Below are 18,430 nucleotides of genomic sequence, written 5' to 3'. Positions count from 1 at the left end.
ACCCACACCCACGCTCACACCCGAACCACCCATCAGGAGCACGTCCCCATGCACAGCCACGTCCGCCGCGGTCTTCCGATGCTCACGGCCGTCGGCCTGACCGTCGGGGTCACCGCCCTCGCGGCGCCCGCCGCCCACGCCGAGCCCGACTGCGGGCGCGCCCCGGTCCAGTACTCCGTCGACGGCGGCGCGCACTGGACGAACGACGCCACCATGCCGGCCGAGTCCGGCAGCGTCCAGGTCCGGCTGGCCGGGGTGCCCACCGCGGGCTGCGACTACCACGTCTCGCTGGGCTCGTACGCGACGCAGGGCACGACCTGGGCCACCTCCGGTCAGCAGACCTTCCTCGGCTGGGCGACCACGACCCTCACCCGCGAGCACTACCGGGACACCCTCGACGTCACCGGCCACCTGCCGCGGTGCTACGGCGAGTTGGCCCTCTACTCGGTCGGCGAGAAGTACGACGGGAGCGACAGCGACCACCCGCTGCCGCACTACCCGGACGAGCCGTTCTCCGGCCTGGTGATCGCCTCCTGGAACGGCGGCACCGCCTGCGCCCCGACGCCCACCGGCAGTCCCACGACCCCCGCCCCGACGCCCACGTCCGCTGCCACACCCACGCCCACGCCGACGTCCGCCACCGCGCCGGTCACCACCGCGCCGGCCCCCACGCCGGTCCCGGGCGCACCGACCGCCTCACCGCGGGCCACCCCGCGGACCCCGGCCACGACGACGCCGGCCACCTCAGCTCCGACGCTGGCCGCCACCGGCAGCGACGACGGCCTCCTGACCGCCGCCGGCGTCGCCGCAGCAGCGCTGATCGCCGCTGGCGGCGTCGCGTTGCGCCTCGGCCGACGACGCTGACGGCACGACATCTGCGGCTCGTCCGCACGGCTTCTCCCACGGCAGAACGCCGCGCCCTTCCCCCGGCGCCCCGAATCCCTAGGCTGAAGGGGTGAGCACTCAAGCGCCGAACGAAGCCCGCGTCATTCCGCTGCGTCCGCAGACCTCGCCGCCCGGTTCCGGTGGGACGAACGGTACGCCCCAGGCACCCGCGCCGAAGGAACCCCTCTGGCGCGACCTCATAGGTGACGTCCTGCGGCGCGAACGGCTCGCCCAGGAGCGCACGTTGAAGGACGTCGCGGAGGAGGCCCGGATCTCGATGCCGTACCTGTCCGAGCTGGAGCGGGGCCGCAAGGAGGCCTCCTCCGAGGTGCTCGCGGCCGCCGCCAAGGCCCTCGGGCTCGGACTCGGCGACCTGCTCTCCCTCGCCCAGGACGAACTGGTCCGGCACAGCACCCGCAGCCGGTCGGCCCACCGCCGGTCGGCACCGTCAGCACGGACCAACGGCCTCTGCCTGGCCGCCTGACCGACACCGGTGGGCCGGTACACCCCCGTGGTACCGGCCCACCGTGCTCGGGTCAGGCGAACGCGAGCCGCCGGCTCAGCACCTCGTCCGCCAGCCCGTACGCGACGGCTTCCTCGGCGGTGAGCACCTTCTCCCGGTCCATGTCCGCGCGCAGCGTCGCCACGTCGTGCCCGGTGTGCCGGGACAGCACCTCCTCCACCTGGGAGCGGATCCGGACCATCTCCTTGGCCGCGAGACTGAGGTCGGAGACCATCCCCCGCCGCCCGCCGCTGGCCGGCTGGCCGAGCAGCACCCGCGCGTGCTGGAGCACGAACCGCCGCCCGGGATCGCCGCCCGCCAGCAGCACCGCCGCCGTGGAGGCCGCCTGGCCGACGCAGAAGGTGGAGATCGGCGCCTGCACGAAGGTCATCGTGTCGTAGATCGCCATCAGCGAAGTGAACGATCCACCGGGCGAGTTGAGGTAGATCGAGATCTCCCGCTCCGGGTTCTCCGACTCCAGGTGCAGCAGCTGCGCGATGACCACGTTGGCGACGCCGTCGTCGATCTCGGTGCCGAGGAAGATGATCCGCTCGTTCAGCAGCCGGCTGAAGACGTCGTACGTCCGCTCGCCCTTCGCGGTCCTCTCGATGACGTACGGAACCGTGTAGGACCCCATGTCACAACCCCATCCGTCGACGCGAGGTGGCCGGACGAATGTCGGCCACCGACTCCACCACCCGGTCCACCAGCCCGTACTCCACGGCCTGCTCCGCCGTGAACCAGCGGTCCCGGTCGCCGTCCCGCCGGATCGTCTCCTCGCTCTGTCCGGTGTGCTCGGCGGTGATCCGCTCGATGGACCGCTTGGTGAACTCCAGGTTCTCCGCCTGGATCTCGATGTCCGCGGCCGTCCCGCCGATGCCCGCCGATGGCTGGTGCATCATGATCCGCGCGTTCGGCAGCGCGAACCGCTTGCCGCGCGCCCCCACGGTGAGCAGGAACTGCCCCATGCTGGCCGCGAACCCCATGGCCAGCGTGGACACGTCGTTCGGGATCAGCCGCATGGTGTCGTAGATCGCGAGCCCGGCCGTGACCGACCCGCCCGGGCTGTTGATGTACAGGCCGATGTCGCTGCGCGGGTCCTCAGCCGACAGCAGCAACAGCTGCGCGCACACCCGGTTCGCCGACACGTCGTCGACCTGCGTGCCGAGCAGCACGATCCGCTGCGCGAGCAGCTGCGCCGCGAGGTGGTCGTCGAAGGCGCTGGGCGGAGTGTCGCCCTGCTCCGCGCGGGGCGCGTCGAATGGTTTCATCTGGTCCCTCCTGGTCGAGGCGAAGATGCCGTCGACCCCACTCTCACCCCCGATCGGGCGTCCTGGCGGTCTTCTCTGCCCGCCGCAGATTCGCCACGGGCAGAGCCCCCCGACCCCAATTCATAGTCCATTACTATTTTCGGACGAATGATCACGGAACCGAGCAGTCCGCCGGGGCCGAACAGGGGGGACGAACATGACGAGCACTGATGCGACGTCGGCGACGACCGGGCGCTGCCGGCGGGGGACCGAGTAGGCGATGGACATCAAGACCCTCCACGACGCCGACATCATCGGCATCTCCACCGCGAAGAGCGCCTTCGACACCCTGGCCACCGCCTTCGGCCAGCACATCGAGTCCTGGCAGCACGACGTCGTCGACCGGCTGGGCCACTCCGAGTGGACCGGGACGGCCGCCGGGCACGCCAACACCCGGATCTCGAACCTGGGCACCGAACTCCAGTCCGCCAAACAGGAACTGGGGCTGGTCAGCCGCGCCCTCCAGGACGCCTACGACGGCTTCGCCGCCGCCCAGGCCCACCTGATCAGCGCCCTCGACGACGCCAAGACCCACAAACTCACCGTCGCCGCCGACGGCGGGATCACCTGGGACAAGGACCCCAACTCCCCGAACTTCGCGGGCAACGACGCCGAGAACCAGGCCAAGCAGATCCAGGCCCGGATCACCGCCGCCCTCAACGAGGCCGACCACGCCGACCAGACCATCAACACCAGGCTCGGCCACCTCGCCACCAACGCGAGCAACGGCACCGGCCTGGACTCCGCCACCGCCAAGGCCGACACCGACGCCGCCAACGCGCTGGAGCAGGTCCCCGCCGCCGGCACCGACCCGAACAGCGTCAAGGCCTGGTGGAACGGCCTGACCGACGAGCAGCAGCACCGGATGATCCTCAACCACCCCGACCAGATCGGCAACCTCGACGGCATCCCCGCCGCCGCCCGCAACGATGCCAACCGGACCAACCTGAAGAACCTAATCCAGGACCGCAATCGACAGCTCAACGACCTCGGTCCCGCGCCCAAGCAGTACCTGGGGTACGTCAAGGGCGAGCCCGTCACGAACCCCGAGTACGAAAAGTGGAAGGCCAAGCACGACGCCCTGAAGGAGAAGCTCGACGGCTTCCAGTCCATTCAGGACCGGCTCGACGGCAAGAAGGACGGTGGTCTGGGCGGGCCGAACTCCGACCCGCCGCTGCTGTTGCTGGGGATCGGTGATCAGGGGCAGGGCCGTGCGATCGTGTCCTGGGGTGACCCGGACAAGGCGCGCAACGTCTCGTCCCTGGTACCCGGGCTGAACAGCACCATGGCGGGCGTCGGAGGCGGCGACGCCATGACCGCGAAGCGCATCTACGATTCCGCGGTGAGCAGCGCGGGGAAGAATGAGACGCCGAGCGTCGCGTCCGTGTTCTGGTTGGGGTACGACGCCCCGCAGCTGGACGGTGATTCCGTTGCCGCCAAGGACCGGGCGGTCGCGGGCGGGGCTGACTACAACAAGTTCCTCGCCGGGCTCCGAGCCACCCACGAGGGGGCGCCGGCGCACATGACCGCGCAGGGGCACAGTTATGGATCCTTGGTGGTTGGACAGGCGACCCAGCACCCAGGAGGCTTGGCCGCTGACGACATCATCCTGGTCGGCAGCCCAGGCGTCGGGGTGGACAAGGCGTCGCAACTCGGGGTCGGCGCTGATCACGTGTACGTCGGCGCTGCCAAGAACGACCCTGTGGCCAACGCGCCGAGTCCCGGGATGCTCGGCGGTTTGGGCGAGTTGATCTACGAGCAGATCAATCACCCGGGCAAGCAGGCGTGGTTCGGCACGGACCCGGCCAGCGAGGACTTCGGCGGGCAGCGCTTCTCGGTGGCGGACGGGACCATCACCGACTCCCACGACGACTACTTCGGGAAGCACGGCGCGGGCGGCGACTCGCTCCCCAACATCGGGAAGATCGTGAGCGGCCACGGGAACGCGATCACCCGGCAGGACCCGCGGTGAGGGCCCCAACATGGCGCGTGACCGTGCCGGGGGTCGTGCTGGCCCTGCTCATCGGCTGGCTCGCCTGGCCGGAGCAGAAGGAACCCACCATTCCGGTCGAGCAGGCACAGCACCGGGTCGAGGGCGAACTCGCCGATGTCGCTGGGGTCTTCCACCCGGGGCTCCAGTGGGCCGAGTCGAAGTTCGAGAGCAACCCCGACCTGACCGGGTTCTGCGGAACGTCCGGGTGCAGGAAGACGGGTCGCACGGAGATGATCGCCGAACAGGCGGCCCGAGTCCGGATCGCCTCCAGGCGGGGTCAGGAGCCGCTCGACCTCGTCCAGGCGCTCTGGACAGGCAAGGGCTACCCGGTCGAGCGCAACGAGGGCGCGGTGGAAGTGAGGGGCTCGGGGTTCACCCTCTGGTTCGCCGTGGGTGTGAACGGCTGCGCCAAGGTCCGAGCCACCCTGACCGATGTCACCGACACCACCGATAACAACGGCAACGGCGGGTTCCTCCGTGGACCGTTGAACTACGCCGACCAGTGCGCGACGGTCGACGACCCCTACTGGTCGCACTGACACCGCTGAGCCCGCCCGGCCAGGGAAATCGGGTCGGGTGGGCCGGCGGTCTCCCCGCTAACCGACCGTTGCCCGGCACTGCGCTGATTCACGCGGGGCGCCGTGGAACACCTCCCGGACGTGCCACTCTCGATGGCGGTCCGCGACCGGCGGATTGCCTGGCTGTGGACCGATGACGGTCCGTCCGGCGAGCGCGAGCACGTGCTGGCGGCTGGCCTCGCTGCGGCCGACGAACCGTTGGGAGACCAGGATCCGGTGCCCCTCCCCCACCCCCAGCACGCCCTTGTCGAAGAGCTTGTGGTGCAGCGAGCACAGGCACAGCCCGTTGTCGACCGCGTCCGGCCCGTCGTGCGACCACCAGCGCACGTGGGCGGCCTCCAGACCGACCGTGCTCGCGCCGAGGGCGCCGTCGTAGCCGCAGAACGCGCACTGGAACTCGTAGGCGGTGAGTATCAGTTCACGCATCCGCCGGTCCCGCTGCCGCCGGGCCGCACCCCGCGCGATTTCGGTCCCGGCCTCCTCCAGATCGAGGCCGACGGCCTCGCAGAGGTCGTCGTGCAGCGAGGGCGGGAAGTGGGCGTCCAGCAGCACCCGGGCCATCCGGCCCAGCAGCGCCGGCTCCCGGCGGAGCGCTGCCCGCAACTCGGCCGCGAGCCGCCCGGTGGCCCCGCTCGACCGCAGCAGCCCGATGCCGGTGCCGGGGCTCCCCGGTCCCCGGTCGGTGCGGACCTCCCAGACGCCGTCGCTGACCAGGTGGTGGAACGGGTACGCGGGTGTGGTCGCGTGCGACGGCCCGTACTCGACGAGCAGCCGCTTCAGCTCTTCCTCGACCACGCTGTAGCGCAACTCCCCGTCCGCGTCCCGCTGGTAGCTGCCCAGGGCGTAGAGCAGCAACAGCGGTTTGTGCGGCGCGCGGACGCCGTTGTTCGTCCAACGCCTCAGCCCTGCCACCCGATCCAGCCAGTCCATGCCGGCCAGCGTAGTGGCGGCCCTTGTTAGCCTGATCATCATGTTGAGGAGAAGTGCGGATTCCCGTCCCCAACTGGCCCTGATCACCGCCAGTTTCGTCAGCAGGGTCGGGAACGGCCTCTTCAACACCGCGGCCGTCCTGTACTTCACGCTGGTCGTGCACCTGCCCGCCACCCAGGTGGGAGCGGGGCTGACGGTCGCCGGCCTCTGCGGCCTGGCGGCCGGCCTACCGGCGGGGAACCTGGCCGACCGGTACGGGCCGCGCACGGTCTGGCTGTCGGCCCTCGTCGTGCAGACGGTCACCATGGCAGCCTTCGTCCTCATCGACAGCTGGCTCGCGTTCACCCTCGTCGCCACCCTGGACCGGCTCGCCGCCACCGCCGCCGGCGCGGCGGGCGGTGCGCTCGTCGCACGGGTCGGCGGCGAGCGCCCGGCCGCCTTCCGGGCCCGGCTGCGCACCTTCGTCAACCTCGGTGTGGTCGTGGGGACTCTGGGCGCGGCCGTCGCCCTCCAGATCAACACCCGCCCCGCCTACACCGGACTGATCCTCGCCAACGCCGCCAGCTTCGCCGGGGCCGCACTGATCGCGTTCCTGGGCGTTCCCAACTACCGACCCCTGCCCCGGCCGACAGAACACCGCCAGTGGTCCGTTCTGGCCGACCGGCCGTACGTCACCTTCGTGGCGCTCTACAGTGCGATGGGCCTGCAGTACCAGGTCATCTCTTTGCTCCTGCCGATCTGGCTCAGCACGCACACCGATGCTCCCCGCTGGACGGTGGCGGCGGTGTACGCGATCAACAGCGGGGTGTGCGTGCTGCTGCAGAGCAGGCTCGGATCGAAGGTGGAGACCCCGCAGCAGGGTGGCCGTGCGTTCCGCCTCGCGGGGCTCCTGTTCCTGCTCAGCTGCCCGCTGATGGCGCTCACCACCGATGTCCCCGCGTGGGTCGCACCGGTGCTCACGGTGCTCGCGGTGTGCATCCACAGCGTCGGAGAGGTGTGGGAGTCCTCCGGCGGCTACGCGCTCGGGTACGGACTTGCCCCCGACCACGCGCAGGGCCAGTACCAGGGCTTCCTCGGCATCGGCTTCAATGCGGGCCAGGCCCTCGCCCCACTGATCCTCACCGGGGCGGTACTCGCCCTCGGACACACCGGCTGGCTCCTCCTCGGCGCCCTGTTCGCGGCCGTGGGCGCAGCAGGCCCCCCGGTGGCCGCCTGGGCCGAGCGCACCCGGCTAGGTCGTCAGGTGGTCGAACTCCCCCGCCTTGACGCCGAGCAGCAGGGCACGTAGCACGTCGAGTGAGGTCGAGATGATGATGCCGGGGGCATCACTCTCACGAATCCTGATGCCATCGCCGGACGCTTCGGCAAGGTAGATGCAGTTGGCGGTGTCGCCGCTGAAAGAGGATTTCTGCCAGCTCTGATCGGCCACGATTGTTCCCGTCTCAAATGCTCTGGGCGATCCGGCGGATGAGGTCGCGGGAAGCGTCAGGCTTGAGCGCGCTCGCCTCCAACCGGTCCAACACGGCTCGATACTTGATCAGCTGCGGCTCGGTGTCAATGAACTCGAACCGGTCGCCGTCGACCTGCACACTGTCCAACCGCGCGACTTCGGCGGCGAAGTACACGACCCCAGCACCGGAACTCGGGAAGCTGCCGGTGCCGAACGGGATCACGCGCAGGTCGATGTGCGGGTACTCGCTCACGGTCAGCAGGTATTCCAGCTGATCCCGGACAACGTCCGGGCCTCCGAATCCCATCCGCAGGGCGGTCTCATGGACGACGGCCGACAGCGGGATCGGCTGTTCCCTGTACAGCACCGCCTGGCGCTTGATGCGATGAGAGACAAGGTGCTCCACTTCGGGTGGCGACAAGGGAGGGACCACATCCCGGAAGAGTGCACGAGCGTGCTCAGGTGTCTGAAGCAGGCCGGGGATGTGAATCACCGTGGCGATCCGCATCGATTGCGCATGGTGCTCGACCTCCGCCAGGTCGAGCGCCCCGGCCGGGAGGATCTCGCGGTACTCGTCCCACCAGCCCCGGGTGCGGCCACCGGTCATGCGGGTCAGCGCCTCGATCAGGGCCTCATCCGCGCAGCCGTAGAGACGCGCCAGGCTCCGCACCCGGTCCGCGCTCACCGGGTATCCGCCGGATTCGATGTTGCTGATCCGGGACTGCTGAGTACCGTGCAACTCCCCGGCCCGCGTGACCGACAGCCCAGCCTGCTCGCGCAGCCGGCGCAGCTCCGTGCCGAGTCGCCGCTGCCGGATGCTCGGCGGGATCTTGCTGGGCGGCATCCGCTTGTCCCCTTTCCCTGCTCGCCATTCACTCTATGGAGTGGCAGTGCCATGAATTACCCAAGAGCGGTGGACTACATACTACCGACTGGCTACTTTGATCCTGCGTCAGGTCCTCCTCGCTGTGGCGCTCAACTCCCGTGTACGTAGGAGACTTCCATGACTGCTGCGCCCTCGCCAAACCCCCGCATCCCGTTCGACCAGGAGCTGTGCGGGCTCGTCCTCGACACCGCTCCCCGGCTGTTCGCCGTCGTCCAGGTGTGCGACGAGGGCCACGCGGATGCCGACGGCTGGGTCGCGGCCTGGGGGCTCGCCGACCACGCCGGGCCGACGCACGTGATCAGCCTCGACGGGCGGGCCCGCATGACCCTCCCCTCCCCCGAGCGCGCCCTGCGCCACTTCACCAACCAGCCCGGCATCACCGCGCGCCTGGTCTGGCTCGCCCAGCCGGACGCCGCCGCCATCGACCGCCCCGCGGCCGCCTGACAACCCGTCCCCTCTGCGCAGGAAGTCGACCAGTCCGACTTTCTGCGCAGACGATGACTCACACGCCGGCACTCGGCATCACTCAGCTCGCGGTCCACCTGCCTTTCCCGGATCGACTGCGCCCCTGTCTGTTCACTCGTCAGTGTGAGGACCAAGAGCGAGCCCAAGCACGGGGAGGCATGGGGTGGGTGGCTACATATCGGCGCCCCAGCGCCTCCACCGAACCGGTCTGGCCCGGGAATTCGACATGGGGGGCGCCAGCAGGACCAGGAACAGGAAGCTCTGACGTGGCGCCCGGCACTACGGATGGCAGGGCGTGGACGCGTTGGCTCCTGGGGGTCTTCCTCACGGCCTGCGTGCTGGTCACGGTGGGGTGCGTGTGGTGGGGCGTGGTCGAAATGCGCCGGTCCTTCGACCGGCCCGAGACCGACTACGACCGCGCGGAGCGGCTGGCGGGACTGCACTACAAGCAGCACCCCGGCAAGGGGCGGTACTACATCCCAACGGCCGCTGCGCTGTCCCGGGCAGCCGACGGGTCGCCGGTCGCCTACCTGCACTTCGGGATAGCCGGCGGCGACTCCGCCAACATCGACGACTTCCTCCACACCTACGACCTGCCGAAGCCCGGCTCCGTCGCCCCGCTGCCGCAGGACCTGCGCGCGGCGCTGCCCGGCGACGAGCCGGCCGAGGGCCTGCTGCTACCGGTAGGGCAGGCCGGGCGGCAGATCTTCGTGGTGATGCGGCCTTCCGACGTGGAGGGTGCGGGCGACGTCTACGTCCGGGCCACCGGCAGATGAAAGGGCTCCCGGTCCTCCGCGCAGGAAGTCGGCCGGACCGGCTTCCTGCGCAGGCTTGAACGCGACCGCTACCCCTGCTCGCCTTCGTAACTGAACGGTTCGACGGTCCAGGGCAGCCCCGGCCCGTCCCGGAAGGCGGCGAAACCCGGCGGGAGGCCGGCCAGCTCGGAGAGGGAGGGATCGTTCTCCGTCGTGCAGGCGATGCAGTACACGTCGCTGGAGCCGGGGAGGTTCGGATCGTTCACGCCGTCCCCGATCAGCCAGTCGCCCTCGCCGTCATGGATCACGACGAGGGCCGGCATGCGCCCCTCCGCGACGGTCCGCTGCACCACGGCGCCCAGATCGGGTGGAAACCGACCGTCCGGGAACGGAAAGGGTGCGTGCCGGACGACCGGGTGGGACGCGTGGTTCATGGCAGCTGTATGGCGGCCGCCGCGCCGAGACGGCGCGGCGGCCCTGCCCGACAGGTGCGGCTACCGGGCGGCGGCGCGCTCGCCCCGGGAGTCGGAGTCCTCGTCGTCCTCGTCCCAGCCGTCGCTGCGGTCGCGGTAGAGGGTGAAACGGTCGTACAGCACCGGCGTCGGAAGCGGGTTCGCGGCGGTGGCCGGGACGGAGTGGTAGTAGGAGACGGTGATGGTGGTGCGGCCGCCCGGGGCGAGCCCCGGGTCGACGTCGAAGACGGCGACGCCGTAGGGGTGGGTGGTGTCGGGGTCGGTGACGGCGGACCAGTGGGCCTTCTCCTTGGCGTCCGGGTCGGCCTTGAAGGTGAGGCGCTGGGTGCGGACGGAGGCCTCGCGGACGCCGTCGCCGTCGGCCGGGAGGTAGACGTCGTCGTGCCCTGCGGTGCCGCCGCCGCCCAGGATGAGGTGGACGGTGCCCTGGGAGGTGTCGATCTGCCGGAGGTCGTCGTCGACGACGGCCGGGGTGAGCAGGCCGCCGGGTTCGGTGCCGCGGACGGGGTGGGTGCGCTCGTAGTCGTGGTCGTGCCCGGCCAGGACGAGGTCGACGGAGTAGCGGTCGAGCAGTGGCAGCAGCTTCTCGCGGATGCCCATGTCGCCGCCGTGGCTGGCTGCGGAGGAGGACATCGCGAACTGGTGCAGGTTGACGACGATCCAGTCGACCGACCGTCCGGCCCGGGCGCGCGACAGCACCCGTTCCAGCCAACGGAGTTGGGCGCCCTCGCTGTAGTCGCTGATGTAGATGGACCGGCCGGTGGCCGGGTCGAGGCTGGCGTCGTCCTCGACGGCGATCTCGTTGCCGTCCAGGCTGGCGAACAGCACGGAGCCGATCTGGAAGCTGTACCAGTTGCCGCAGTGGTCGCGGGTGCCGTTGTCGGGCAGTTCGAAGCGGGTCAGGTAGGAGGCGTACCCGAGGTCGCCTCCCCCTGCCTCGACCTCGTGGTTGCCGGGCGCGGGCATCCAGGGGCGGTTGGCGGCCGACTTGGCCATGTTGTTCATGAACGCGTTCCAGGCCTGCGGCTGGAGCTGCTCGTTGTTGTTGGCGTACGCGAGGTCGCCGTTGAGCAGGTGGAACAGCGGGCCGAACTGCTCGACCTGGCGGACGGCGGCTGCGCCGTGGACGGACGACTTCTTGAACACGTTGTCGCCGGTGCCGAGGTCGCCGAAGCTGGTGAACCGGAAGGCGGCGCGGCCGCGGGCGGGGGCGGTGCGGAAGGTCCCGCGCACCGGCCGGGCACCGTCGTGCAGCACCTCGTAGACGTAGGTGGTGTCGGGGCGCAGCCCGTTCAGGCGGGCGTGGTGGGTGTACGTCTCGACCTTGTTGAGCCCGTCGACGTAGCTGCGGCTGGACGCGTCGACGCTGCGGTCCGCGCCGCCGCGCGGGGTGCCGATCCGCACCCTGGGGCGGCTGACGGAGGCGGCCGTCGCCCAGGAGACGGTCATCTCCCGGGAAGGCTCGTTGCCCCACTGGAGGTGGATCTGCTCCGGTCCGGGGGTGCCGGCGACGGCCGGCTGGGTCCACAGCAGGGTGGACGCGGGCAGGGCGGTCAGCGCGCCGACCGCCGTACCCGTCCGAAGGATCGTTCTACGCGAGGGTTGTGCCACCATGCCGGAACCTCCTGGGCTTCGGGAAACGCCGAGGAGGTTCCCAGCCGGACGGTACGTCCGAACCACGTTCGAACGTGCGCGCGGGGAACGGAAGCTGAACGCTGGTCCGAGCCCGGAGTCAGCGGGCGGCCACCCCCGGCAGGCCCTCCCCCACCCCCGGCAGTCCGGTGGCCACTCCGTCGAGGGCGTGCGAGCAGACGCAGTCCCGCTCGGCGGGCAGCCGCTCCAGCGCCTTGAAGAGCACCGTGCGCAGCCGGCCGACGTTGCCCGCGAAGACCTCCAGCACCTCGGCGTGGGTCACCCCGTCCCCGGCCTCCACCCCGGCGTCGTGGTCCGTGACCAGCGCCGACGAGGTGTAGCAGAGGCCGAGTTCGCGCGCCAGCACGGCCTCCGGGTGCCCGGTCATGCCGACCGCGGACCAGCCGTTGGCGGTGAACCAGCGGGACTCCGCCCGGGTGGAGAAGCGCGGGCCCTCGATCACCACCAGCGCCCCGCCGTCCACCGGCTCCCAGGCCGACTCGCGCGCCGCCTCCAGCACGGCCCGCCGACCGGCCGGACAGTACGGGTCGGCCATCGGCACGTGCACCACTCCGGGCACCGAGCCGTCCGGCAGCGGCTGCCCGTCGTAGTAGGTCTGCACCCGGCCCGCGGTGCGGTCCACGAACTGGTCGGGCACCAGCAGCGTGCCCGGCCCGTACTCCTCCCTCAACCCGCCCACCGCGCACGGGCCCAGCACCTGCCGCACGCCGAGGGAGTGCAGCGCCCACAGGTTGGCCCGGTAGTTGATCCGGTGCGGCGGCAGCCCGTGACCACGCCCGTGCCGGGGCAGGAACGCGACCCGGCGGCCGGCCGCCTCACCCACGAACAGCGCGTCGCTGGGCGGCCCGTACGGCGTGTCGACCCGCACCTCGGTCACCTCGTCCAGCAGCGCGTACAGCCCCGAGCCGCCGATCACGCCCAGTTCGGCCCGTGCCGTTCCCTGATCGATCGTCATCGCCCGTTCACACCCTTCGTCGAGAGGCGGTCCCGGCCACTCTAGGAGCCGAGCGCGGAGGGGGTGACGGCCGGATGGCCGCGGGCCGCCGGGGTGGTCCGTGACCGCCGGCCGGGTGACCTCTCCGACGTGTCGGCGGCCGCGCGCCCCACTCGGCGTGCCTGGGTGGGAACGCGCCTCCTCCGGGCGGCGCACGCCCTGTCCCCGGACCTGAGAGCCGCCCATGCCTTCCACCGCCTGTCTCCGCAGCGTCGTCCCGACCGCGCTCTGCGCCCTCGCTGTCGCCCTCGCCGCACCCGCGGCCCACGCCGCACCCCCGGGCGGCGACAGCGGAACCGACCCCGGCGGGAGGGACGGCGGCCGGTACGACTGGGAGCGCGTGGCGGCCTGCGAGAGCAGCGGCAACTGGCACATCAACTCCGGCAACGGCTACTACGGCGGCCTCCAGTTCGACCAGCCCACCTGGCGGGACAACGGCGGCCTGGCCTACGCCCCGCGCGCCGACCTGGCCGGCCGCGAGGAGCAGATGGCCGTCGCCCAGCACCTGGCCGAGCGCCGCGGCCTCTCCCCCTGGCCGGTCTGCGGCTCCCGCGCCCTCGACGGCCACGGCCACGGCGCCGCCCGCGGCCAGGGGAGCGGGCCCGACCAGGAGGCCGCCAACCGCGACCACGAGCGCGACAGCGTCCTGCCGCCGCCCGCCGCCGGCCCGGCCCGCGGGGACGGCCGGTGGACCGTCCGGGAGGACGACACCCTGGACGGGCTCGCCGCGGCCCTGAACATCCCCGGCGGCTGGCCCGCGCTCTACGCCCTCAACCGCTCCACGATCGGCGACGACCCGGACCTCATCCAGCCGGGCCTGGTGCTGCGCCTGCCCTCCTGACCCCGGCCCAGCTCGGCACCCGCCCGGCACCCGCCCGGCAGCGGCCCGCCGGGACACCCGAACTCGCCGCCCACGCCGTGCCCCGTCCGGCGTGGGCGGCGTCCTCATGGCGCCCCGCGCCCCGCCGCACCACGGCCGGGCGTACGCCCGGCCCGGGCGAGGAGACGGTCGTAGTGCTCGGGTGCGGTACTCGTGCGGGCTGGGCCCTCTCTCGCGCCGTCCGGCGTTCTGATGATCCGACCGCACTCTATGAGCACCTACCGGAACGTCGACGGCCCGCCCGGTCCTGGTGGACCGGACGGGCCGGGGCGTCGGACGGACGCGCGGCTCAGCCGACGTGGACGCGCGGACGCTTGGTCCGGTCCGGCTCCGCCTCGCGGAGCACCTCACGGGTGACCGGGGCGACCTCGCCCTGCCCGAACAGGAAGAACCGCAGGAACTGGGCGAAGGGGTTGCCTTCGGTCCACTCGAAGTACAGGTGCGGCCGCTGCCCGGTGCGGTCCCGGACGGTGAGCGCCAGGGCGGCGATCGCGTTCGGGATGCTGGAGCTCTCCAGGGTGAGCACCCGGTACCGGCCGTGCAGCACCTCGCCGCGCACGGTCAGCTCGGACTCGAAGTCCGACGCGTCGCGGACCGTCACCTCGACGAAGACCAGGTCGTCCTCGCCGGGGATGTCGTTGTCGGCGCGGATCTGCCGGATCTTGTCGCGGTACTCGGCGTTGTCGCGGTTGGTCGGCTCGTTGGCGATCAGGCGCAGCGGCCGGTGGGCGTAGTCGCGGATGAAGCGCTCCGCCGTCTCGTCCAGCACGACCTCCGTGACGCGCAGCTCGAAGGCGCGCTTCAGGCGGGAGAGCAGCGAGACCAGGATGATGCCGGCGATGAAGCAGGCACCGATCTTGACGCCGTCCGGGCGCTCCATGGTGTTCACCACGGTGGTGTACAGGAAGACCGCGGCGATGACCCCGAAGCCGACGGTCCAGCCGCGCTGGCGCTTCTTGTAGGCGGCGATGGTGACGGCGATGGCCGCCGAGCTGATCAGGACCAGTACGCCGGTGGCGTAGGCCCCGCCCTGGGCGTCGACGTTGGCGTCGAACAGCCAGGTGATCAGGAAGCCGACGACGGTCAGGACGATCACCATCGGGCGCACGGCGCGGGCCCAGTGCGGGGCCATGCCGTAGCGCGGCAGGTAGCGGGGCAGCAGGTTGAGCATGCCCGCCATGGCGGAGGCGCCGGCGAACCACAGGATGGCGATGGTCGACAGGTCGTAGACGCTGCCGAAGGCGCCGCCCAGGTACTCGTGCGCCAGGTAGGCCAGGGCGCGGCCGTTGGCCTGGCCACCGCTCTCGAACTCCTGGGCCGGGATGAGCAGGGTGCAGATGAAGCTGGTCGCGATCAGGAAGGTGCTCATGATCACGGCGGCGGTGGTGAGCAGCTTGCGGGTGCCGCGGATCCGGCCGACCGGGTTCGCCTCGGTGTCGTCGGCGTCGCCCTTGATGTGCGGCATCACGGCGACGCCGGTCTCGAAGCCGGACATGCCGAGCGCGAGCTTGGGGAAGACGACGAGCGAGACGCCGATCATCACGAAGATGTTGCCGTGCTGGGCGGTCAGGGCGCTGGACCAGTCGGTGACGACGTGCGGCGCCTGGATGATCTTCCAGATGCCGACCGCGACGACCACCACGTTGAGCGCCAGGTAGACCCCGACCAGCCCCACGGCCAGGCCGATCGCCTCGCTGAAGCCCTTGAGGAAGACCGCGCCGAGCAGGGCGACCAGGATCAGCGTGATCAGCATCTGCTTGCCGCCGAGGACGCTGGTGAGGTGCGGGTTCTCGACCAGGTGGGCGCTGGCGTCGGCGGCCGAGAGCGTGATCGTGATGATGAAGTCCGTCGCCGCGAAGCCGAGCAGGGCGAGGACGAACAGCTTGCCCTTCCAGAACGACAGCAGCCGCTCCAGCATCGCGATCGAGCCCTCGCCGCGCGGGCTCTCCTGGGCCACCCGCCGGTAGACGGGCAGCGCGCCCAGCAGGGTGACGAGCACCAGCACGATCGTGGCGATCGGCGACAGCAGGCCGGCCGCGAGGGCGGCGATGCCCGGCTGGTAGCCGAGCGTCGAGAAGTAGTCCAGGCCGGTGAGGCACATCACGCGCCACCACGGCTGGCCCGTGTGCGCAGCGTGACCAGCGTCGGCGGCGGAGTCCCCCGGCTCCTCACCGCCCTGCTGCGCCCGCTCCGCCTCGGCCTTCCTGGCTGCGGCCTTCTCCGGGGACATGTCCTCCAGGAGCCAGCTGCGGAGCCGTATTCGCGCCGACGACGGGTCCTCCGTCGTCGTCTCCGTCGAACCCGACGAAACCACCTTGCACCTCTTGTTTAAAGACCCCGTAAAAGCGCCGTCGGGCGACGGCAGTGCGCCAGGCTATGCGACGGGCGTTAAGGACACGTCATCGGCCCGCGTTAAGAAAACGTCATGGATGCGCAGGTCGGGGCGGGTACCGCGGTGCGGCCGGGCGCGGGGCGGGCACCGGGCGGGCCCGCGCCGGGGCGACGGGGAGTCCCGCCGCCCCGGCGTCTCGGATCCCGGACGGGGTTACGCCTGGTAACCGAGAACGGTCATCATGCCGGTCTCGGAGTGGTACACGTTGTGGCAGTGCACCATCCACAGCCCCGGGTTGTCGGCGTCGAAGTCGACCGCCAGGGTCGTGCCCGGCAGCACGATCGCGGTGTCCTTGCGCGGGCCGTCGGCGCCGAGCGCGAAGCTGTGCCCGTGCAGGTGGACGGGGTGCCACATGCTCGTGCTGTTGCGGAACTCCAGCCGCACCCGCTCGCCCGCCGCGACCGGGTAGCGCTGCGCCGGGTCGTACCTGCGGCCGTTGAACGCCCAGTCGGCCTTCGCCATGCCGCCGGTGAGCTCCAGCCGGACGGTGCGGTCCGGCGCCTTGGCGGGCAGCCGCACGCTCGCGTCGGCCTTCAGCTGCCCGGCGGTGAGCAGCCGGCCGTCCAGCTCGGCCGGGCGCACCGAGGCGTCGGGCGCGGCGCCGCCGCCGGTGCGCAGTACGGCCAGCGCGGCGGCGTTCTTGCCCTCGGCGAGGGCGGTGAGCGGGAAGACGCCGTCCTTGACGGTGACCAGCACGTCGTAGCGCTCGCCCATGCCGAGCAACAGCGCCTGGGTGGTGGCCTGTTCGACCGGGAAGCCGTCGGTGTGGGTGACGGTCAGCTCGTGGCCGCCGAGGGCGACCCGGTAGGCGGTGTCGCCGCCCGCGTTGACCAGCCGGATCCGGATCCGGTCGCCGGGCTTGGCGGTGAAGGTCTCGGGGGCGCTCGGCAGGCGGCCGTTGACCAGGTGGAAGGGGTGGGCGACGTCGCCCGCGTCGCCGCCGAGCAGCGGGCTCGTGGCGCCCATCAGCATCCGGGAGGGGCCGGTGGCCGGCGTGGGCGTGCCGCCTCCCATGTCCATCCCGGGCATGCCGTGCGAGGAGTGGTCCATCCCGCCCATGCCCTTGGCGAGTTCGGCGAGCACGGCGTCCGGGGTGCTGCCGTCGACCCCGTCCAGCCAGTCGTCCAGGACGACGACCCACTCCCGGTCGTAGCGCAGGGGCTCCTTCGGGTCCTCGACGATCAGCGGCGCGTACAGGCCCCGGTCCTGCTGGACGCCGGAGTGCGGGTGGAGCCAGTAGGTGCCGGGGTGGGAGAGCGCGAAGCGGTGGTCGAAGGAGGCGCCGGGCCGGACCGCCTCCTGGGTGACGCCCGGCACGCCGTCCATGTCGTTGCGCAGCGCGAGGCCGTGCCAGTGCAGCGAGGTGGGCTGGGGCAGGTGGTTGGCGAGGGTGAGGGCGAGCGTGTCGCCGAGGGTGGCGCGGACCTCCTGACCGGGCAGGCGGTCGCCGTACGCCCAGCTGCGGACGGTGCGTCCACCGAGGTCGAGGGTGGTTTCGGTGGCGGTGAGCGCGACCTTGCGCTCGGGGCCGGGCCTGCGCCTGGCCTCGGCGGCCGCGACCTCGGGGCCGTTCGGGGAGACGAAGCCGGCGGGCGCGATGGCCTGGCCGGTCGGCCCGTGGTTCACGGCCGAGTGGTCCATGCCCTTCATCGGGTCCGGGCCGGCGTCGTTGGAGCAGGCGGCGAGCATTCCGGTCCCGGCGGTGGCGAGCGCGGAGACCAGGACGGTACGACGGGTGGGTGTGCGCATGACGGGTGCACCTCGTGCGGTGGTGTGGGCGTGCAGGACATCGCGTCGGCCGCCCCGTACTCGGGCACGGGACGGCGGACGCGCGCCTACTGACGCAGCACCGAAAGTCTGCCGAGGAGTATCCGCCCGCCCCCGGGCGGCGGCTGCGCCCGAACGGCCCGCAGCAACCGCGCCCGCAGCTCGGCGGCGGCGTCACCACTGCGGCGCAGCAGCGCCCCGACCAGCAGGAGCACCAGCGTCCAGCCGACCAGCACGGCGAGGCAGACCGCCATCGGGTCCATGCCCTCCGCGGCGACGGGGTCCACGGTCGCGTGCGCCGACCCGGCGGCCACCGCATGGTGCCCCGCCATCGGCTGCCCAGCCGTCAACTGCGGGCCGTGCCCGCCGTGCCCCCTGCCCGGGTGGCCGAGCGTGTGCATCGCCACGATCCCGAACAACAGGGCCGCGAGGATCACCAGCCGCGCCGGCGACGAACCGTACGAGCGCTGCTGCGCCATGACCCGCCTCCCGCGCCCGCCTCGATCCTCCGCTTACC

19 protein-coding genes are annotated in these 18,430 nt (G+C 71.6%); 8 read left to right on the top strand and 11 right to left on the bottom strand.

What is annotated here, in order from left to right:
- Nucleotides 1-48 precede the first annotated feature (48 nt).
- Both BOQ63_RS35055 and BOQ63_RS35050 read left to right on the top strand, forming a co-directional pair.
- Nucleotides 49-864, top strand: a complete 816-nt coding sequence (locus BOQ63_RS35055; RefSeq protein ID WP_150476228.1) for a hypothetical protein — start codon at nucleotides 49-51, stop codon at nucleotides 862-864.
- 91 nt (nucleotides 865-955) lie between these two features.
- Entirely contained in the window at nucleotides 956-1,369 is a 414-nt protein-coding gene (locus BOQ63_RS35050) for a helix-turn-helix domain-containing protein (RefSeq protein ID WP_030279987.1), read from the top strand.
- Nucleotides 1,370-1,421: 52 nt separating this feature from the next.
- Here BOQ63_RS35050 and BOQ63_RS35045 read toward each other — a convergent pair whose 3' ends face one another.
- Together BOQ63_RS35045 and BOQ63_RS35040 are read right to left on the bottom strand one after the other, a co-directional pair.
- Nucleotides 1,422-2,024, bottom strand: coding sequence for a ClpP family protease (locus tag BOQ63_RS35045; protein ID WP_030279990.1), 603 nt, complete (start codon nucleotides 2,022-2,024; stop codon nucleotides 1,422-1,424).
- Between the two features lies 1 nt (nucleotide 2,025).
- Nucleotides 2,026-2,658 (bottom strand): ClpP family protease, encoded by a 633-nt coding sequence (locus BOQ63_RS35040; RefSeq protein WP_030279992.1) that lies wholly within the window; start codon nucleotides 2,656-2,658, stop codon nucleotides 2,026-2,028.
- A 259-nt stretch (nucleotides 2,659-2,917) separates the two neighbouring features.
- Between BOQ63_RS35040 and BOQ63_RS35035 the strand changes: the two genes are divergently transcribed.
- Together BOQ63_RS35035 and BOQ63_RS35030 are read left to right on the top strand one after the other, a co-directional pair.
- Nucleotides 2,918-4,669, top strand: a complete 1,752-nt coding sequence (locus BOQ63_RS35035; RefSeq protein ID WP_150476227.1) for an alpha/beta hydrolase — start codon at nucleotides 2,918-2,920, stop codon at nucleotides 4,667-4,669.
- A 17-nt stretch (nucleotides 4,670-4,686) separates the two neighbouring features.
- The gene (locus BOQ63_RS35030) at nucleotides 4,687-5,229 is read left to right on the top strand and encodes a hypothetical protein (protein WP_072655592.1); all 543 of its coding nucleotides are present in this window, start codon (nucleotides 4,687-4,689) and stop codon (nucleotides 5,227-5,229) included.
- Between the two features lie 57 nt (nucleotides 5,230-5,286).
- Here BOQ63_RS35030 and BOQ63_RS35025 read toward each other — a convergent pair whose 3' ends face one another.
- Complete coding sequence (locus BOQ63_RS35025; protein WP_072655591.1) at nucleotides 5,287-6,198, bottom strand: phosphorothioated DNA-binding restriction endonuclease; 912 nt, start codon at nucleotides 6,196-6,198, stop codon at nucleotides 5,287-5,289.
- On the opposite strand from BOQ63_RS35025, the gene BOQ63_RS35020 reads away from it, so the two are divergent.
- Nucleotides 6,197-7,486 (top strand): MFS transporter, encoded by a 1,290-nt coding sequence (locus BOQ63_RS35020; RefSeq protein WP_072655590.1) that lies wholly within the window; start codon nucleotides 6,197-6,199, stop codon nucleotides 7,484-7,486. The two genes, BOQ63_RS35025 and BOQ63_RS35020, sit on opposite strands and share 2 nt — an antisense overlap.
- Here the strand turns inward: BOQ63_RS35020 and BOQ63_RS35015 are convergent.
- Entirely contained in the window at nucleotides 7,430-7,627 is a 198-nt protein-coding gene (locus BOQ63_RS35015) for a DUF397 domain-containing protein (RefSeq protein ID WP_030552550.1), read from the bottom strand. The genes BOQ63_RS35020 and BOQ63_RS35015 overlap by 57 nt on opposite strands.
- 13 nt (nucleotides 7,628-7,640) lie before the next feature.
- Nucleotides 7,641-8,492: a helix-turn-helix domain-containing protein gene (locus tag BOQ63_RS35010; RefSeq protein ID WP_030279998.1), complete on the bottom strand. Its 852-nt coding sequence runs from the start codon at nucleotides 8,490-8,492 to the stop codon at nucleotides 7,641-7,643.
- Between the two features lie 159 nt (nucleotides 8,493-8,651).
- Between BOQ63_RS35010 and BOQ63_RS35005 the strand changes: the two genes are divergently transcribed.
- Both BOQ63_RS35005 and BOQ63_RS35000 read left to right on the top strand, forming a co-directional pair.
- Nucleotides 8,652-8,978, top strand: a complete 327-nt coding sequence (locus BOQ63_RS35005) for a hypothetical protein (RefSeq protein ID WP_072655589.1) — start codon at nucleotides 8,652-8,654, stop codon at nucleotides 8,976-8,978.
- 287 nt (nucleotides 8,979-9,265) lie between these two features.
- Complete coding sequence (locus tag BOQ63_RS35000) at nucleotides 9,266-9,775, top strand: hypothetical protein (RefSeq protein WP_143174825.1); 510 nt, start codon at nucleotides 9,266-9,268, stop codon at nucleotides 9,773-9,775.
- Nucleotides 9,776-9,843: 68 nt separating this feature from the next.
- Here the strand turns inward: BOQ63_RS35000 and BOQ63_RS34995 are convergent, their stop codons facing one another.
- The 3 genes from BOQ63_RS34995 to BOQ63_RS34985 form a co-directional block, all read right to left on the bottom strand.
- On the bottom strand, nucleotides 9,844-10,077 hold the full coding sequence (locus tag BOQ63_RS34995) for a hypothetical protein (RefSeq protein ID WP_030552559.1): 234 nt from the start codon (nucleotides 10,075-10,077) through the stop codon (nucleotides 9,844-9,846).
- 171 nt (nucleotides 10,078-10,248) lie between these two features.
- Nucleotides 10,249-11,841 carry a purple acid phosphatase family protein gene (locus BOQ63_RS34990; RefSeq protein ID WP_072655587.1) on the bottom strand — a complete coding sequence of 531 codons (1,593 nt, stop codon included), beginning with the start codon at nucleotides 11,839-11,841 and terminating at the stop codon, nucleotides 10,249-10,251.
- A gap of 118 nt (nucleotides 11,842-11,959) precedes the next feature.
- Entirely contained in the window at nucleotides 11,960-12,835 is an 876-nt protein-coding gene (locus tag BOQ63_RS34985) for an S-methyl-5'-thioadenosine phosphorylase (RefSeq protein ID WP_072655586.1), read from the bottom strand.
- Nucleotides 12,836-13,058: 223 nt separating this feature from the next.
- Between BOQ63_RS34985 and BOQ63_RS34980 the strand changes: the two genes are divergently transcribed.
- Nucleotides 13,059-13,715 carry a LysM peptidoglycan-binding domain-containing protein gene (locus BOQ63_RS34980; protein WP_030552565.1) on the top strand — a complete coding sequence of 219 codons (657 nt, stop codon included), beginning with the start codon at nucleotides 13,059-13,061 and terminating at the stop codon, nucleotides 13,713-13,715.
- Between the two features lie 328 nt (nucleotides 13,716-14,043).
- Here the strand turns inward: BOQ63_RS34980 and BOQ63_RS34975 are convergent, their stop codons facing one another.
- The 3 genes from BOQ63_RS34975 to BOQ63_RS34965 all read right to left on the bottom strand — a co-directional run bounded on the left by BOQ63_RS34975 (nucleotide 14,044) and on the right by BOQ63_RS34965 (nucleotide 18,392).
- Nucleotides 14,044-15,984, bottom strand: coding sequence for an APC family permease (locus BOQ63_RS34975; protein ID WP_223886124.1), 1,941 nt, complete (start codon nucleotides 15,982-15,984; stop codon nucleotides 14,044-14,046).
- Between the two features lie 315 nt (nucleotides 15,985-16,299).
- The gene (locus BOQ63_RS34970) at nucleotides 16,300-17,895 is read right to left on the bottom strand and encodes a multicopper oxidase family protein (RefSeq protein WP_072655585.1); all 1,596 of its coding nucleotides are present in this window, start codon (nucleotides 17,893-17,895) and stop codon (nucleotides 16,300-16,302) included.
- 86 nt (nucleotides 17,896-17,981) lie between these two features.
- Nucleotides 17,982-18,392 (bottom strand): DUF6153 family protein, encoded by a 411-nt coding sequence (locus BOQ63_RS34965; RefSeq protein ID WP_072655584.1) that lies wholly within the window; start codon nucleotides 18,390-18,392, stop codon nucleotides 17,982-17,984.
- Between the last annotated feature and the right edge of the window lie 38 nt (nucleotides 18,393-18,430).

It is taken from the genome of Streptomyces viridifaciens, from assembly GCF_001888885.2.
GTDB lineage: Bacteria > Actinomycetota > Actinomycetes > Streptomycetales > Streptomycetaceae > Kitasatospora > Kitasatospora aureofaciens.
The sequence above is the reverse complement of the archived record's forward strand: the minus strand, read 5'-3'. Positions and strand labels throughout refer to the sequence as shown.